The 15,751-nt window shown below is 71.9% G+C and carries 15 protein-coding genes; 12 read left to right on the forward strand and 3 right to left on the reverse strand.

The features are described from left to right. Nucleotides 1-24: 24 nt before the first annotated feature. The 5 genes from ACRQ4C_RS02180 (at nucleotide 25) to ACRQ4C_RS02200 (ending at nucleotide 4,299) form a co-directional block, all read left to right on the forward strand. Entirely contained in the window at nucleotides 25-666 is a 642-nt protein-coding gene (locus tag ACRQ4C_RS02180; protein ID WP_439689918.1) for an MBL fold metallo-hydrolase, read from the forward strand. A gap of 48 nt (nucleotides 667-714) precedes the next feature. Then, nucleotides 715-1,395, forward strand: a complete 681-nt coding sequence (locus ACRQ4C_RS02185) for an HAD family hydrolase (RefSeq protein ID WP_439689919.1) — start codon at nucleotides 715-717, stop codon at nucleotides 1,393-1,395. Between the two features lie 66 nt (nucleotides 1,396-1,461). Then, nucleotides 1,462-1,944, forward strand: coding sequence for a GNAT family N-acetyltransferase (locus ACRQ4C_RS02190; protein ID WP_439689920.1), 483 nt, complete (start codon nucleotides 1,462-1,464; stop codon nucleotides 1,942-1,944). 49 nt (nucleotides 1,945-1,993) lie between these two features. Beyond that, nucleotides 1,994-2,620 carry a TetR/AcrR family transcriptional regulator gene (locus ACRQ4C_RS02195; protein WP_439689921.1) on the forward strand — a complete coding sequence of 209 codons (627 nt, stop codon included), beginning with the start codon at nucleotides 1,994-1,996 and terminating at the stop codon, nucleotides 2,618-2,620. After that, nucleotides 2,617-4,299, forward strand: coding sequence for an MDR family MFS transporter (locus tag ACRQ4C_RS02200; protein ID WP_439689922.1), 1,683 nt, complete (start codon nucleotides 2,617-2,619; stop codon nucleotides 4,297-4,299). Before ACRQ4C_RS02195 ends, ACRQ4C_RS02200 begins: the two co-directional genes overlap by 4 nt. Before the next feature lie 186 nt (nucleotides 4,300-4,485). Here the strand turns inward: ACRQ4C_RS02200 and ACRQ4C_RS02205 are convergent, their stop codons facing one another. Continuing rightward, on the reverse strand, nucleotides 4,486-5,472 hold the full coding sequence (locus ACRQ4C_RS02205; RefSeq protein WP_439689923.1) for a LacI family DNA-binding transcriptional regulator: 987 nt from the start codon (nucleotides 5,470-5,472) through the stop codon (nucleotides 4,486-4,488). A 183-nt stretch (nucleotides 5,473-5,655) separates the two neighbouring features. Between ACRQ4C_RS02205 and uriH the strand changes: the two genes are divergently transcribed. From uriH to ACRQ4C_RS02225, 4 genes are read left to right on the forward strand one after another with little or no spacing between them, the layout of a single operon-like run. After that, nucleotides 5,656-6,672, forward strand: a complete 1,017-nt coding sequence (gene uriH, locus ACRQ4C_RS02210; protein ID WP_439690933.1) for a uridine-preferring nucleoside hydrolase UriH — start codon at nucleotides 5,656-5,658, stop codon at nucleotides 6,670-6,672. A gap of 5 nt (nucleotides 6,673-6,677) precedes the next feature. Beyond that, nucleotides 6,678-8,087 carry a uridine transporter UriT gene (gene uriT / locus ACRQ4C_RS02215; RefSeq protein WP_439689924.1) on the forward strand — a complete coding sequence of 470 codons (1,410 nt, stop codon included), beginning with the start codon at nucleotides 6,678-6,680 and terminating at the stop codon, nucleotides 8,085-8,087. Then, the gene (locus ACRQ4C_RS02220; RefSeq protein WP_439689925.1) at nucleotides 8,084-8,941 is read left to right on the forward strand and encodes a ribokinase; all 858 of its coding nucleotides are present in this window, start codon (nucleotides 8,084-8,086) and stop codon (nucleotides 8,939-8,941) included. The genes uriT and ACRQ4C_RS02220 overlap by 4 nt, the downstream gene beginning before the upstream one ends. A 30-nt stretch (nucleotides 8,942-8,971) precedes the next feature. Beyond that, nucleotides 8,972-9,907 (forward strand): Ppx/GppA phosphatase family protein, encoded by a 936-nt coding sequence (locus ACRQ4C_RS02225; RefSeq protein ID WP_439689926.1) that lies wholly within the window; start codon nucleotides 8,972-8,974, stop codon nucleotides 9,905-9,907. 31 nt (nucleotides 9,908-9,938) lie between these two features. Here the strand turns inward: ACRQ4C_RS02225 and ACRQ4C_RS02230 are convergent, their stop codons facing one another. Beyond that, entirely contained in the window at nucleotides 9,939-10,544 is a 606-nt protein-coding gene (locus ACRQ4C_RS02230; protein ID WP_439689927.1) for an antibiotic biosynthesis monooxygenase, read from the reverse strand. Between the two features lie 83 nt (nucleotides 10,545-10,627). Here ACRQ4C_RS02230 and ACRQ4C_RS02235 point away from each other — a divergent pair, with 83 nt between their 5' ends. Beyond that, complete coding sequence (locus ACRQ4C_RS02235) at nucleotides 10,628-11,113, forward strand: DUF6328 family protein (protein WP_290133032.1); 486 nt, start codon at nucleotides 10,628-10,630, stop codon at nucleotides 11,111-11,113. On the opposite strand, the gene ACRQ4C_RS02240 is transcribed toward ACRQ4C_RS02235, so the two are convergent. Next, nucleotides 11,110-12,138, reverse strand: a complete 1,029-nt coding sequence (locus ACRQ4C_RS02240) for a Ku protein (protein ID WP_439689928.1) — start codon at nucleotides 12,136-12,138, stop codon at nucleotides 11,110-11,112. The two genes, ACRQ4C_RS02235 and ACRQ4C_RS02240, sit on opposite strands and share 4 nt — an antisense overlap. Nucleotides 12,139-12,243: 105 nt before the next feature. On the opposite strand from ACRQ4C_RS02240, the gene ACRQ4C_RS02245 reads away from it, so the two are divergent. Both ACRQ4C_RS02245 and ACRQ4C_RS02250 read left to right on the forward strand, forming a co-directional pair. Beyond that, nucleotides 12,244-13,134, forward strand: a complete 891-nt coding sequence (locus ACRQ4C_RS02245) for an SDR family oxidoreductase (RefSeq protein ID WP_439689929.1) — start codon at nucleotides 12,244-12,246, stop codon at nucleotides 13,132-13,134. Further along, nucleotides 13,131-15,629 (forward strand): ATP-dependent DNA ligase, encoded by a 2,499-nt coding sequence (locus ACRQ4C_RS02250; RefSeq protein ID WP_439689930.1) that lies wholly within the window; start codon nucleotides 13,131-13,133, stop codon nucleotides 15,627-15,629. Before ACRQ4C_RS02245 ends, ACRQ4C_RS02250 begins: the two co-directional genes overlap by 4 nt. The last annotated feature ends 122 nt before the right edge of the window (nucleotides 15,630-15,751 follow it).

Here is a 15,751-nt window from a genome sequence, read left to right on the forward strand (position 1 = left end):
CCGCCCAGGGGTAGCGTTCAGGGCATGGAGTTGACGAAGTACACCCACGCCACGGTCGTCCTCGAGCGGGACGGCGCGACCCTCGTGATCGACCCCGGCGCCTTCACCCCGGAGGCCGCCGACCTGGTGCGTGCGGCGACCGGCGTCCTCGTCACGCACGAGCACTTCGACCACTTCGACGTCGACGCGGTCCGCGCCGGGCTCGAGGCGAACCCCGCACTGGTCGTCCGCGCTCCGCAGTCCGTGGTCGACCAGCTCGGCGAGCACGACGGACGCGTCGCGTCGGTGCAGGCCGGCGACGCGTTCGCGGTCGGCCCGTTCTCGGTGCGCGTGTTCGGCGAGCAGCACGCCGTCATCCACCGTGACATCCCGACGATCGCGAACGTCGGCTACCTCGTCGACGACACCGTGTTCCACCCCGGCGACGCGTACCTCGTCCCCGGAGTCCCGGTGCCGACGCTCCTCGTGCCGACCAGCGGTCCGTGGACGCACACCGCGGAGGCGGTCGACTACGTGCGCGCGGTCGCTCCCGAGCGTGCCGTGCAGATCCACGAGGCGATGCTCAGCGAGATGGGGCAGCAGTCCACCGCACGCTTCCTGGGGTCCGACGGACTCGGGCCGGTCCCGGTGACGATCCTCGGGTCCGGGGAGTCGATCACGGTCTGACGGACAGCCCTGGGAGGCGTCACGTCGGTCGCCGAGGACCATGGCGACATGGCCGACGCACCCACGACCGCAGTCCTCTTCGACATCGACGGCACGCTCGTCGACTCCAACTACGCCCACATCGACGCCTGGTGGCGTGCGTTCACGGCGATCGGCGAGTCCGTCGACGCCTGGCGCATCCACCGGTCGATCGGCATGGACTCCGCGAAGCTGCTCGAGGCGCTGCTGCCGGACGCCTCCGACGACACCCGAGACGCCGCGAAGCAGTACCACTCGGCGTACTACGCGGAGCAGCAGCCCCGACTCCGGCTCCTGCCCGGTGCACGCGACCTGCTCGCCGCCGTGGCCGACGCCGGGCACGCGGTGGTCCTCGCCACGAGCGCGCCGGAGCCCGAACTCGTGCGACTCCGCGAGCTGCTCGACGCCGAGGAGTGGCTGACCGCGGTCACCAGCTCCGAGGACGTCGAGCAGGCGAAGCCGGACCCGGGGATCATCTCGGTCGCGCTGGAACGGGCCGGAGTGCCCGCCGGGTCCGCGGTCATGGTCGGCGACGCGGTGTGGGACGTCGAGTCGGCCGGACGGGTGGGTGTCACGAGCATCGGAGTGATGACCGGCGGCGTGGGCGGCGACGAACTCCGCGGGGCGGGCGCTGCGGCGGTGTACGACGACGCGGCCGCGATCCTGTCGGCGTTCCGCGCGGGTGACGGGCCGATCGCCGCCCTGCGGTGAGCGGCGCCGCGCGGTCATCCGGACCCGCGCGGTCATCGGCGCCCGGGCGTGCGAGGATCGTTCTTCGTGATCACGATCGAACGCGTCGCCTGGGACGACTCCCGCGGGGTGGCCCTCCGCGCCACCATGGACGAGGAGATGCACGAGCGGTACGGCTCGGCGAACGCCGCGGAGGACCCTGCCGTCACCGCCGAGCGCGACCGGGTGCTGACGGTCGACCCGGCCGACGTGATCACGTCGCTCCTCGCGCTCGACGAGGACGGCACCCCGCTCGGGCACATCGCCGTCCGTCGTCTCGGCGACGAGGTCGAACTGAAGCGCCTCATCGTCCTGTCGGCCGCACGCGGCAAGGGCGCCGCCACCGCGCTGCTGGCCGAGGGTGAGCGGGTCGCGCGGGAGCAGGGAGCAGCCCGGGTGATCCTGCAGACCGGTGACAAGCAGCCCGAGGCCGTCGCGCTCTACCGCAAGACGGGCTGGGAGCAGATCCCGGTGTACTCGCCGTACGCGGAGACCATGCCGTGGTCGTTCTGCTTCGCGAAGGCGCTCTAACCGAAGAGCATACATTGCACTCTCGGACCGATAGTGCAATTCTTGTGTGGTGACCACCACCGAACGCACCCGCGCGCTGCGCCGACGCATGATCGTCGAGGCGCGCCGTGCGACCGTCGAGCACGGGTTGCACGGCTTCACGATCGAGCAGCTCTGCGAGACCGTCGGGGTCTCCCGTCGCACGTTCTTCAACCACTTCTCCTCGAAGGACGACGCGGTGCTCGGCATCGAGCAGGGCGCGTCCGCGGCGATGCTCCGCGACTACGCCGAGCGGGCCGTCGTGGGGGAGGAGCTCGACCCGCTCGGGTCCGTCGTCGCGCTCGCCGTCGAGCAGCTCCACGTCGTCGGGCTCGACCGCGCGGACGAGGCGCTCGTCCGCCGGGTGTTCGACCGCGAGCCCGCGATGGTCGCGAAGTTCCTCACGGCTGCCGACGCGCAGCTCGCCGCGGTCGCCGGCGCGGTCCGGGACCGCTTCGGCTGGCCGGACGACCCGAGCGACCACCGGGCGCAGTTGGTGGCCGAGACGGCGGCCGCCCTGCTCAAGGTCACCGCCGGCACCTACTTCGACGACACCTACGACGAGAGCACCGGTCCACCGTTCGACGTGCTGCTCACCGACAACCTCCGCCAGCTCAGGGCGGCCATCACCACCACCGGACAGGACCCCACCGCATGACCGCCACCGCGCAGGGTGCCAGGCGCACCCGCCCCGGCACCGACGGGCCGCTGCTGCTCACCCAGCGGCGCATCTGGATCATCTTCTCGGCGCTCATCGCCGGGATGCTGCTGTCCAGCCTCGACCAGACCATCGTGTCGACCGCGATGCCGACCATCGTCGGCGACCTCGGCGGAGTGGCGCACCAGGCCTGGATCACGACCGGCTACCTGCTCGCCTCGACCGTCGTGATGCCGATCTACGGCAAGTTCGGTGACGTCATCGGCCGCCGGAACCTGTTCCTCGTGGCGATCGCCCTGTTCACGCTGGCATCGCTCGGCTGTGCGATGTCCACCGACTTCTGGCAGTTCGTGGTGTTCCGCGCGCTGCAGGGCCTCGGCGGCGGCGGGCTCATGATCCTGTCGCAGGCGATCATCGCCGACATCGTGCCGGCCTCGGAGCGCGGCAAGTACCTCGGCCCGCTCGGCGCGATCTTCGGGCTCTCCGCGGTCGGCGGGCCGCTGCTCGGCGGCTTCTTCGTCGACCACATGACCTGGCACTGGGCGTTCTGGATCAACATCCCGGTCGGGATCGCGGCGTTCGCGGTGGCCTGGTTCGCGCTGACCCTGCCGAGCAAGAAGGCGACGCGTCGCATCGACGGGCTGGGCGTCCTCCTGCTCTCCGCGACGACCGCCTGTCTGGTGTTCTTCACCGAGTCCGGCGGCAACCGCGACCACGGCTGGGGTGCCCCCGAGACCTGGGCCTGGGGTGCCGGGTTCCTGGTCGCGGCGGCGCTCTTCGTGTTCGTCGAGTCCCGCGCCGAGGACCCGATCATCCCGCTGTCGTTCTTCCGCAACCGCACGTTCGTGACCGCGACCGCGATCGGCTTCGTGCTCGGCGTCGGCATGTTCGCGGCGATCGGCTTCGTCCCGACGTTCCTGCAGATGGCGTCGGGCACCTCGGCCGCGGTGTCCGGCCTGCTGATGCTGCCGATGATGGCCGGCCTGATGGGGACCTCGATCCTCTCCGGCACGCTCATCACGAAGACCGGGAAGTACCGGATGTTCCCGATCGTCGGCACGATCCTGGTCGGCCTCGCGATGCTCTCGATGACGACCCTCGCAGCGAGCACCCCGATCTGGCTCATCTGCGTCTACCTGTTCGTGTTCGGCGCCGGGCTCGGACTCATCATGCAGGTGGTCGTCCTCGTGGCGCAGAACGCCGTCCCGCCGGAGCAGGTCGGCACCGCGACGTCCACGAACAACTACTTCCGCGAGGTCGGCGCCTCCCTCGGCGTGGCCGTCTTCGGCGCACTGTTCACCTCGCGCCTGACCGACGCGCTCCGCGACGTCTTCACGAGCGCCGGTGGCAGCGCGTCCGACGCGGCGTCCGCGAGCGCGAGCATCGACCCGACGGCGCTCGCGAAGCTCCCGCAGGCGATCCAGGACGGCATCGTGAACGCCTACGCGGACTCGCTCGCGCCGGTGTTCTGGTACCTCCTGCCGTTCATCGCGGTCGCGCTCGTGCTCGCACTGTTCATCCCGCAGATGCAGCTCGCCGACGTGGCCGGGATGGTCGCCCGCGGCGAGGCCGTCGGCGGTGCCGAGGCCGACGAGCTCGAGCGCGCGCAGCGCGGCCCGGCTGCACCGGCCGCTGCGGCTCCCGCCGGGACGGAGGGCGACGGCCGAGACTCGGCCTGACCGGTTCCCCGCGTCACCACCGACGGACGGGAGGCACGGTGCCAGCTGGCACCGCGCCTCCCGTCCGTCATGTGGTGCTCCGGCACTCGCCGGGACCACGCGCGTCCTGTCACCATCGCGAAAGCGACAGCATGCCGCGGACCGGACGCACGCACCTGTCGCTCTCGCGGCACAGAGGTGGTCGCGTCAGCCGGCGGTGCTGGCGCGGACGACGAGTCGTGTGGGGAGCGACGGCACCTCGGCGGCACCGCCGTCGAACGTCGCGAGGAGGCGGAGCGCTGCAGCCCGGCCGAGGTCCGCTCCCGGCAGGGCCACGCTCGTCAGCGCCGGAGCGGTGACCGAGGACGACGGCAGGTCGTCGAAGCCCGCGACCGCGAGCTGGCCCGGGACGCGCAGTCCCCGGTCCGCGGCCACCCGCAGGACGCCGTACGCCAGGGTGTCGGCGGCCGCGACGACCGCCGTGACCCCGTCGGCGACCCACTGGTCGAGCAGCTCCGACGCCACCGAGGCACCGGCGTCCACCGTGAGGTCCGCGCGCCCGACGAGCGGCGACACCGTGAGTCCGGCGGCGGTCGCAGCACCTTCGAGCAGGCGTCGGCGGAGCGCGAAGGTCGCCGCGCGGGAGGTGCCGTCGAGGTACCCGATCCGGCGGTGCCCGGCACCGGCAAGGTGCTCGACCAGCTCGTGCACGCCGGTCGTCAGGTCGTAGTTCACGGCGTCGACCCCGCCCGGGGCGTCGAGCTGCACGACGGGCACGCTGGCGGAGAGGTCCTCGCCGGCGGCCGGAGCGTCGACGAGGATGCCGGCCGGTCGGAGCCGCTCGAAGCGCCGCACGTCCGAGGTCTCGGGCTGCCGTCCGCGCTCGGTGACCGAGAGCACGAGCTGGAAGCGGTCGGTCAGGGTGTCCCGGACACCGCGGATGACCTCGGCGAAGAACGGGTTCGACAGGTCGGGGGCGATGAGCACCACGAGGTCGCCACTGCCACGAGCGAGGGAGCTCGCGGCGTGGTCGACGACGTACCCGAGCTCGTCGACCGCTGTCCGGACCCGTTCGGCGATCGGGGCCGAGACGCGGCCGCGGTCCTTCCCGTTGACCACGAGCGAGACGGTGGCGATGCTGGTGCCGGCGCGCTCGGCGACCATCGCGGCGGTGACGCGGGTGGGGGAGGACACCTGCCGATCGTACCGACAGGCCTCGCAGCAACTTGACGTCAAACGCTTGACGTGATTCCATGTCAAACGCTTGACGTGCCGCGGGAGCTGATTCCTCCGCCGCGGACCCCACCGCGTCAGGCCTCGACGTTCCATCCCCGACGAAGTGGAGACCCCGTGGCAGAAGACCGCGTGCCGGCTCGCGTGCCGAGCAAGATCATCCTCGACTGCGACCCCGGCCACGACGACGCCGTCGCGATGCTGCTCGCCCACGGGAACCCCGACATCGACCTGCTCGCCGTGACCACGGTCGTCGGCAACCAGACCCTCCCGAAGGTCACCCGCAACGCCCTCGCCGTCGCCCGCATCGCCGGCATCACCGGCATCCCGTTCGCCGCGGGCGCGCCCCGACCGCTCCTGCGCGAGATCGAGGTCGCCGAGGACATCCACGGCGAGAGCGGCCTCGACGGGCCGATGCTCCCCGAACCGTCGTTCGACCTCGACGAGCGGCACGCGGTCGACCTCATCATCGACACCGTCATGGCGCACGAGCCCGGGACGGTCACGCTCGTCCCGACCGCCGGCCTGACGAACATCGCCCTCGCGGCCCGCAAGGAGCCCCGCATCGTCGAGCGCGTCAAGGAGGTCGTCCTGATGGGCGGCGGCCTGCACGTCGGCAACTGGAGCCCGGTCGCCGAGTTCAACATCGTCATCGACCCCGAAGCCGCGGACATCGTCTTCAGCGCCGGGTGGGACGTCGTCATGGTCGGGCTCGACCTGACGCACCAGGCACTCGCCACCCCGGAGGTCGCCGCCCGCATCGCCGCCGTCGGCACCGGCCCGGCCGCGTTCGTCGGCGAGCTCCTCGACTTCTTCGGGCAGACCTACAAGGACGCCCAGGGCTTCGACGCGCCGCCCGTGCACGACCCCTGCGCCGTCGCGTACGTCATCGACCCGACCGTCGTGCGCGCCGTGAAGGTGCCGATCACCGTGGAGACGAAGGGGGAGCACACCCTCGGCATGACCGTCGCCGACTTCCGCGCCCCGGCCCCGGCGGACTGCCGCACGAGCGCCGCGACCGAGCTCGACCACGGCCGGTTCTGGGACCTCGTCGTCGACGCCCTCGAGCGCATCGGCGAGACGCCCGACACCGGCTGGACCCCGCGTGCCGCAGCCTCCACCCTCACCGACGCCGACACCGCCGTCACCCCGGAGCACTGACCCCCATGACCACCACCTCGACGAAGAAGTCGATCGGCGCACTGACCGCCGCACTGCTCGCCGCCTGCGTCGCGTTCCAGCTGAACGCGAGCATGCTCAGCCCCGCCCTCGTCACGATGGCGCGCGAGCTCCGCACCGACGACGCCACGATCGGGCTCTCGCAGACCCTGTTCTTCACCCTCGCGGCGCTGTTCTCGTTGTTCCTGCCCCGACTGTCGGACATCGTCGGCCGGAAGCGCGTCCTGCTCGGCATGCTCGTCGTGATGCTCGTCGGCAGCGTCGTGGCCGCCCTCGCCGTCAACGTTCCGATGCTGTTCGTCGGCCGCATGATCCAGGGCGTCACCGGGCCGGTCGTGCCGATCGGCCTGCTCATCCTCCGCAACGAGATCGCCGACCCGAAGCGCTACGGCGCCGCGCTCGGCCTGCTCACCGCGGTCAACGGCGGCATCGCGGGTGTGGACGCCCTCGCAGGCGGGTGGATCGCCACGCACTTCGGCTTCCGCGGGATCTTCTGGGTGATCGCCGTCGTCACGGTGGTGGCCGCGCTCATGGTCGCCGTGTGGGGCGTCGAGTCGAAGCCGTCCGCCGGCACCCGGATGGACTGGTGGGGCGTCCTGCCGCTCGTCGTCAGCGTCGGCGCCCTGCTCACCGCGTTCAACGAGGCGGGCAAGCTCGCGGCCGCGGACTGGGCGCTCGTGGTCGGCGGGATCGTCGTCGCCCTCGTCGCGTTCGGCGTCTTCTGGGCGGTCGAGTCGCGGGTCCGGGAACCCCTCGTCGAGACGCGGTTCCTCAAGCGCCGCGGCACCTGGGCGCTCCTCGTCACGACCCTGCTCACGATGACCGGTGTCTTCGCGGTGGTCAACGGGTTGGTCACGTCGCTCGCGCAGAACGCGGAGGTGGGCTTCGGGATGGAGGCCGACCTCGCCTCGCTCGCGTTCCTCACGCCGTACGCGCTGGTCGGCTGGATCGTCGGGCCGTTCGCCGGTCGGCTCGCGCCCACCCTCGGCTACCGGGCCGTCCTCCGTGTCGGACTCGTCGGGAGCATCGTCGCGACGCTCGTGATGGCCTTCGTCGGCGTGCACTCGCTCCCGGTGCTCGTCGTCGCGACGGTCCTGATCGGCATCACCTACGCGGGCATCGCGAACATCATCCTCAACGGACTGGGCATCGTGCTCTCGCCCGAGTCGAACCCGGGGTTCCTGCCCGGCCTGAACGCCGGTGCCTTCAACCTCGGCGCGGGCATCAGCTTCGCGGTCCTCCCGGCGTTGCAGATCGCGCTCGGGACCGGTGGGTCCGCGGGCACCGCCGGGTACTCCGGTGGCATGCTGCTCGGAGCCGTGATCACGTGCGCGGCCCTCGCCACGTCCTTCCTCATCCCGCGCCCGGCCTCGGCCGAGACAGGAGCAGCCGCATGACCGGCATCGTCGTCGTGGGCAGCCTCAACGCGGACCTCGTGGTCCGCACCGAGCGCTTCCCGAAGCCCGGTGAGACCCTGCAGGGCTCGGACCTCGCGATCCTCCCCGGCGGCAAGTCCGCCAACCAGGCGGTGGCAGCCGGGAGGCTCGGGGGCACGGTGCGCATGATCGGTGCGGTCGGCGACGACGGGAACGGTGCGCTGCTCCGCGACTCCGTCGCGGCGGCCGGTGTCGACACGACGCACGTCGCCGTCCGGCAGGGAACGGCGACCGGCACCGCCGTCATCACGGTCGACGGCGCGGGGGAGAACACCATCGTGATCTCCGCCGGCGCGAACGGCACGCTGACGCCGGACGACCTCCCCGCCGACGCCTTCGCCGACGCCCGTGTGCTCGGTCTCTGCCTCGAGGTCTCGATCGACGTCGTGCTCGCCGCCGCCCGCGCCGCGCACGACGCCGGCGTCACCGTGCTGACGAACCTGTCGCCGTTCGGCGCCGTCCCGCAGGAGCTCCTCGACCTGACCGACGTCCTGCTCGTGAACGAACACGAGGCGGCCGAGCTCGGCGACCACGGTGTCGCGCGCTCGATCGTCACCCGGGGCGGAGCCGGCTGCACGGTGCACGACGGCGACACGGACCCGGTGTCGGTCGACGCCGTCCGCGTGGACCCGGTCGACACCACGGGCTGCGGCGACGCGTTCATGGGAGCGGTGGCGCTCCGGCTCGCCGCCGGGGACTCCCTCGCCGACGCGGCCCACTTCGCCGTCGGGGTCGGGGCGTACGCCGCGACGAAGCCGGGCGCGCAGGCGTCCTACCCGACCACCGCCGAGCTGGAGGCGTTCCTGCGGGCGTGAGCTGCGCCTCCCGGCCGCTAGCGTGGTGCCATGCGCGTCGGAGTCCTCGACATCGGGTCCAACACCGGCCACCTGCTCGTGGTGGACGCCCACGGCGGGGCCGCCCCGCTGCCGGCGTCCTCGTTCAAGCAGCCGCTGCGGCTCGCCGAGCACCTCGACGACGCCGGAGCCGTGACGCAGCGGGGGATCGACGCGCTCACCGCGTTCGTCGCCGACGCCGTCCGCGTCGCCGAGGAACGCGGCTGTGAGGACATGCTCGCGTTCGCGACCTCCGCCGTCCGCGACGCGGTGAACTCGGACGCCGTCCTCGCGCACGTCCAGGACACGACCGGCGTCGAGCTCGCCGTGCTCACGGGCGACGACGAGGCGCGGCTGACGTTCCTGGCGGTCCGCCGCTGGTTCGGGTGGTCCGCCGGACGGCTCGCGGTGTTCGACATCGGCGGTGGCTCGCTCGAGATCGCCGGCGGAGCCGACGAGGCACCGGACGTGGCGTGGTCGATGCCGATCGGTGCCGCCCGGCTCGCGCGGTCGTTCTTCGCCACGGGCGCACCCACCGACGACGACGTCCGGCGGCTCCGGCACGAGATCCGGGTGTCGATCGCGCGGGACGCCGGGCTCCTGCTCCGCTCCGGGCGGCCCGACCGGGCCGTCGCGACGTCGAAGACGTTCCGGTCGATCGCCCGGATCTGCGGCGCGGCGCCCTCGGCCGACGGGCCGCTCGTCCCGCGGTCCCTCGACGGCGCCGAGCTCCGACGACAGCTGCCCGCGCTGCTCGGCATGACGGTCGAGGAACTCGCGACGCTCCCCGGGGTCTCACCGAGCCGCGCGCACCAGGTCGTCCCCGGCGCACTCGTCGCCGAGGCCTGCCTCGACATCTTCGACCTGCCGGCGCTCGAGATCTGTCCGTGGGCCCTCCGCGAGGGTGTCATCCTCGAGCGGCTCGACCAGCTGTCCGTGCTGGGCTGAGGTCGGGGCCCGTGGTCGGGCGGGGCTGCGGTCAGGCCTTCCGGGACGGTGCGAGCAGCCAGGGTCGGATCAGCTTCGTCACGAACGGCAGCACCCAGAACGTCATGATCGGGGTGAGCACGAGCGTCGTGATCAGCACCCGCGGCAGCACGGCGAGGTGCCCGAACGCGGGGACGAGCCAGCCGACCAGGAACGTGAACGCGAGGTTGACCGGGAAGAACCCGAGCCAGATGCTCACCGCCTGCTTCCACCGCGGGGGAGCGCTCGAGGCCGGCGTGTCCTGCGGGGCGTCGAACCAGCCCTCGATGCCCGTGCGCTTCTCGACCCGGGACTCCACCACGAGGTCACGGCCGAGGTCGAGCCACCGCAGACGGTCGTCGGAGGACTCCCACGTCGCGAGCTGCTCGTGGTCGGCGAACCGGTACAGCACGTGCCACTCGCGGCTCGTCGCGTGCGAGCGGACCCACCCGGAGCCGAGGAAGCCCGGGTAGCGGTTCGCGAGGTTGACGCCGGACTGCACCCAGCGGGTGGCCTCCGGGATGCGGTCGGGTTCGACGAGGCGGGTGATGGACACGGTGACGGGCGGGCCTGCGCTCACGGATGACGAGGTCAGGCTCCCAGGCTCTTGTGGAGTCATGCTCCCAGTGTCCCCGAAGCGTGTTTCCGGCTCGTGACGGAGCGGGGCGATCCGCGGGCCGGCGCTGGCAGTACGGTCGCGGCATGAGCGAGTTGCAGCGGGGTCGGAACGAGACCCCGACCGAACGGTGGGACCGCAACTGGAGCGACATCCAGCAGGAGCTGCGGATCGTGCAGACGGGGACGCAGATCCTCGCCGGGTTCCTGCTGACGCTGCCGTTCCAGCAGCGGTTCTCGTCGCTGACCGTCCGGCAGGAGACGATCTACCTCACGCTCGTCGTGCTCGCGGTCGTCGTGACCGTCGTCGCGCTCGCCGTCGTGGCCACCCACCGCCTCGTCTTCAAGCAGCGGCAGAAGCACGACCTCGTGCGCGCGGGGAACGTCCTGCTGCTCGTGACGCTCTTCGCCGCGGCGCTGCTGTTCGCCGGGACCGTGTGGTTCGTGTTCGACGTGGTGCTCGGCGGCCGCGGGGGGATCATCGCCGGGGTCGCGGTGTTCGTCGGTACCGGAGCGCTGTGGACGGCGCTGCCGACGGTGCTGCGCCGCACGGCGCGGGACACCGAGGACTAGCTGGCGCGCTTCTTCGCCGGTGCCTTCTTCGCCGGCGCCTTCTTCGCCGGTGCTCTCTTCGCCGGTTCCTTCTTCGTCGTGGTCCCCGAGGTCGACGCCTTCGTCTTCGTGGTGCTCGTCTTCGCGGTGCTCGTCCGCTTCGAGGCGGGCGTCTGCTCGGCCGGCGCGTCGTCGGCGGTGGAGTCGTGCGTCGCGGAACGCGACCCGCTCCGGGAACGCGACCCCGAGCCTCCCGTCCGCTTCTTGTCGACCGACGCCCGCAGGGCGGCCATCAGGTCGATGACGTCACCACCCTCACCCTCGTCGTCGTCCTCGTCGCGCTCACCGAAGGTCTCGGCGGTGTCGACGTCGTCGCCGGACGCGAGCTTCGCGTCGATGAGTTGCTGCAGCTCCTCCTGGTAGGCGTCCGTGTACCGGTCCGGGTCGAAGTCGGTGGACATGCTGTCCACGAGCGAGGACGACATCTTCAGCTCGTTCGCGCTCACCTTCACGGAGGTGTCGAGACCCTTGAAGTCCGCTGCACGGACCTCGTCACCCCACAGCAGTCCCTGCAGGAGGATGACGTCGTCGTTGACCCGCAGGACGCCGAGCCGGGTCTTCTGCCTGAGGGTGAACTGCACGATCGCCAGCCGGTCGGTCTTCGCCAGCGTCTCGCGGAGCAGCACGTACGCCTTCGGGGACCGGGAGTCCGGCTCGAGGTAGTACGACTTCTCGAACATCATCGGGTCGACCTGCTCGACCGGCACGAACTCCAGGACCTCGATCTCGTGCGACTGCTCCTCGGGGAGCTGCTTGAAGTCGTCGGCGGTGAGCACGACGGTCTTCTCGCCGTCGTCGTAGGCGCGCTGGATGTCGGCATACTCGACCTCGTGGCCGAACTCGCACACGCGCTTGTACCGGATGCGGCCCTTGTCCTCGTCGTGGACCTGGTGCAGGGAGACGTCGTGGGTCTCGGTGGCCGCGTACACCTTGATCGGCACGTTGACCAGCCCGAACGCGATGGAGCCCTTCCAGATCGACCTCATGGCCACATGATGCCCGTCCCTGCACCGGAACGTCCGGAGGGACGGGTTCTCCACAGGTCCGCCGCTGCTGTGCCGGTGCCGGGGAAGGGCGAGCACGATGGGCACATGAGTCAGCTCGACAAGCAGGACCCGCGGACCCAGCACCCCCGCCCACCGTTCCCCGCGCAGACGCAGGACGGCTCCGGCCTCGCGAGTGCGATGGACCCGGCGCCCGACCACGGCGAACGGTCCTACCAGGGGAGCGGTCGCATGACCGGCTACCGCGTGCTGGTCACGGGCGCCGACTCGGGCATCGGGCGGGCAGCGGCGATCGCGATGGCGAAGGAGGGCGCGGACGTCGCCCTGAACGCCCTGCCGGACGAGCTCAGCGACCTCGAGGACGTCCGCGACGTGATCGGCGACCTCGGACGCAAGGCGGTCCTGCTGCCGGGCGACCTCACCGACGAGGACTTCTGCGCACGGCTCGTCCGCGACGCCGTGAGCACCCTCGGCGGGCTCGACGCGCTCGTCACCGTCGCCGGGTTCCAGCAGGTGCACGAGGACGTCGTCGAGCAGACCACCGAGTCGTTCGACCGCACGCTCAAGGTCAACCTGTACTCGCTGTTCTGGCTCGTCCGGGCCGCGGTCCCGCACCTGGCACCCGGCAGCGCGATCGTCACGACGAGCTCGGTGTCGGCGTACGAGCCGCAGGCGCGGATGATCGACTACGCCGCGACGAAGTCCGCGATCATCACGTACACCAACGGCCTGGCCCGGCAGCTCGCGCCGAAGGGCATCCGGGCGAACACGGTCGTGCCGGGGCCGGTCTGGACACCCCTCCAGCCGATCAGCTACCCGGGCGACGAGATCGCCCACTACGGCGAGGGCACCCCGTTCGGACGACCGGCGCAGCCCGTGGAGCTCGGGAGCGCGTACGTGTACCTCGCCGGGCCGGAGTCGTCGTACACCTCCGGGTCCACCCTGACCGTGGCGGGAGCGACCGGGGTGGCGCTGTGAGCCCGGTCGCGAAGCGGCGGACGGTGCTCGTCGGCGGGCGGTCGATCAGCCTGAGCAACACGGACAAGGTGCTCTACCCGGAGACCGGGACCACCAAGGGACGGGTGATCGAGTACTACGAGCGGGTCGCGCCGTGGATGATCCCGCACGTGAAGGACCGCCCGGTGACCCGGAAGCGCTGGGCGAACGGCGTCGACGGGAAGGTCTTCTTCGAGAAGAACCTCCCCGACTCCGCGCCCGACTGGGTGCGGCACCACACGATCGCCCACAAGGAGCACGACACCGAGTACCCGATCGTCGACGACGTCGCGACCCTCGTCTGGATGGCGCAGCAGGCCGCGCTCGAGCTCCACGTGCCGCAGTGGCGCTTCGGCCCGCGTGGCGGGCACCAGAACCCCGACCGGCTCGTGCTCGACCTCGACCCGGGCGAGGGCGTCGGACTGCCCGAGTGCGTCGAGGTCGCCGTCGCTGCGCGCGAGGTCCTGCAGGGCATGGGGCTCGAGCCCTACCCGGTCACGTCCGGGTCGAAGGGCATCCACCTCTACGCGGCACTCGACGGGCGTGCGACGACGGCCCAGGTGTCCGACGTCGCGCACGAGCTCGCACGGGCGCTCGAGCAGGACCTCCCCGACCTCGTCCTGTCCTCCATGAGCCGCGCCGAACGCACCGGCAAGGTCTTCGTCGACTGGTCGCAGAACAACGGCAACAAGACGACGATCGCGCCGTACTCGCTCCGCGGCCGTGACCGGCCGACGGTCGCCGCCCCGCGCACCTGGGACGAACTGACGCAGCGCGGGCTCGCGCAGCTCACCCTCGACGACGTGCTCGACCGCCTGGAGGCCCGTGGGGACCTCCTGCACCCGGTCGCCTCCGCCTCGCTGGCCGTCGGACGACCCGACGCCGGCCACTGGGACAGCGACCGGACCGCCGACGCGAACCAGGCGAGCGAGGACCGCCTGACGGCGTACCGCGCCAAGCGCGACGCCGCGAAGACGCCGGAGCCCGTGCCCGCCGGGGCACCGACCGTGCGGGACGACGGCACCCCGACGTTCGTGATCCAGGAGCACCACGCCACCCGGGACCACTACGACTTCCGCCTCGAGCACGACGGCGTGCTCGTCAGCTGGGCCCTCCCGAAGGGCGAGCCGACGGACCCGGGGAAGAACCACCTCGCGGTGCAGACCGAGGACCACCCGCTCGAGTACGGCTCCTTCGAGGGGACCATCCCGAAGGCCGAGTACGGCGGTGGGACGGTCACGATCTGGGACGACGGCACGTACGAGCTGGAGAAGTGGCGCGACGGCGAAGAGGTCATCGTCACGCTGCACGGCCGGACCGGGGGAGCGCGACGGTTGGCGCTCCTGCACACCCGGGGGCGAGGACGCGGACGCGACGGCGACGAGAAGAACTGGCTCATCCACCGCACGAAGGACCAGCCCGACCGCGAGCCCGGCAGCACGGCCGGCGCGACGCGCGGGGCGGGGCCGACCCGTGCCTCCCGGCCGGCAGTGCACGCGGCCAGCCCCGCGACCGAGCGCCCCGAGGAACGCCGCACCATGCAGGCGACGCTGGCGAAGGGCGAGCCCCGGCTCGACCCCGCGGACTGGGCGTTCGAGCTGAAGTGGGACGGCGTCCGGGCGCTCGCGACCGTCCGGGACGGCCGGGTCACCCTCCGGAGCCGGAACGGCAACGACCTCACCGCCCAGTACCCCGAGCTGCAGGACCTCGCCGAACGAGCCGCGGTCGACGGCGTCTACGACGGGGAGATCGTGGCACTCGACGACCGCGGACGGCCCTCGTTCCAGCTCCTGCAGAACCGGATGGGCCTCACGAAGACGCGCGAGGTCGAAGCGGCCCGTGCGACGACGCCGGTGCGCCTGCTGCTGTTCGACGTGCTCGAGGCCGACGGCCACGAGCTCACCCGCCACGGGTACGCCGCCCGACGAGAGGCGCTCGCGACGGTCGTCGAACCCGGCGGCGTGGTCGACGTCCCCGACGCCGTCGAGGGGGACTTCGCCGCCGCGCTCGCCGAGTCCGAGCGACGAGGGCTCGAAGGGGTCGTCGCGAAGAAGCGCAGCTCGAAGTACGCCGAGGGTCGGCGCTCGGAGGCCTGGCTCAAGGTCAAGCACCACGCCACGCAGGAGGTCGTGGTCGGCGGGTGGCGCCCCGGTGCGGGGCGGCGGGCGGGCGGCATCGGCTCCCTGCTGCTCGGTGTGCCGGGCGCCGAGGGGCTCGAGTACGTCGGCAAGGTCGGGACCGGGTTCCGCGACCGCGACCTCGACGAGATCGCCGGGGTGCTCGAGCCGCTGGCCCGCGACGACTCCCCGTTCGTGGACGTCCCTCGCCCGGATGCGCGTGACGCGCACTGGGTCCGACCGGTGCGGGTGGGCGAGGTGCAGTTCGCGGAGTGGACCGGGGACGGACGGCTCCGCCAGCCCTCGTGGCGTGGATGGCGTGCGGACAAGGACCCCGACGACGTCGTGCGCGAGTCCTGATCGCGCAGATGCACACGCATGGGGTCCGCCCCGGGCGAACAACCGTCCCCCGTTCGACGCGTCTCCGGGGGACGATCGCGGGACCACCCTCTGCCGAGGGTCCTGCGACTGTTACGTTCGCC

Source organism: Curtobacterium sp. SP.BCp, assembly GCF_051903255.1.
Lineage (GTDB): Bacteria > Actinomycetota > Actinomycetes > Actinomycetales > Microbacteriaceae > Curtobacterium.